Here is a 722-nt window from a genome sequence, read left to right as displayed (position 1 = left end):
TGCATCTCCACCAGCTCCACCCATAAGAGAGGATACACCACCAGCAACCCTGCCAAACATTGAGGCTGTGCTTGCAATTTGTCCTACAGCAGATAATGCCGAAGCACCAGCTGCAAATCCATCAGCACTAAAGCCCATTTGTGTGGCACCAGCTGCAAATAAGCTTCCTCCACTTGCTGTGATTCCACTGCTATAACTATGTTGTGTATTATGACTTAGACTTACACCTGATTGAGTGCCACCTTGCACAAATCCACCAGAAGCATTGAATGTCCCTGTTGTCCCAGCTGTTCCTAAAGTGTAGTTTTGTACGCTAGAGAGCTTGCCAGCTTCTGCAAAATCACCATCTTGTGCAGCATTAAAAGCGTTGTCAGCTTGGGTCTTAGCATCATCAAGCCTTTTGTTTTCTAAAATTACACCTCCTTGGAATTTTTTCCAATTTTCACCCTCTCTTCCCTCTGCTGTTATTGGAAGATTCTTAATATCCTCAAACCTTTGCATTGGATTGCTAGCGGCAAATCGAGCAAAAGTTGCTGTGCTGTTAGGGTCTTTAACATAGTTTTCATTATGTTCAGCATCTGTTTTGTCCTTCATTGTTTTTAATGAATTTTGAAAATTACTAATTGTATTTTCCGCATTACCAACCGCAGCACCTGCATCTTTTAATGCTTGTGCCATTATCCCACTTGTTGCTTCACTCCCAAGATTGAGACCACCATTGC

The 722-nt window shown here is 42.7% G+C and carries 1 protein-coding gene; it reads right to left on the bottom strand.

The genetic code is table 11. From position 1 onward, the window contains the following. Positions 1 to 678 (bottom strand): hypothetical protein (locus tag LS74_RS10790; RefSeq protein WP_407920977.1); only part of this gene is annotated, 678 nt, incomplete at its 3' end. Positions 679 to 722 lie beyond the last annotated feature (44 nt).

This window comes from Helicobacter magdeburgensis (genome assembly GCF_000765825.2).
In the GTDB taxonomy this organism is placed as follows: domain Bacteria; phylum Campylobacterota; class Campylobacteria; order Campylobacterales; family Helicobacteraceae; genus Helicobacter_C; species Helicobacter_C magdeburgensis.
Note: the sequence above shows the minus strand (reverse complement) of the source record. Positions and strands in the feature narration are given on the sequence as shown.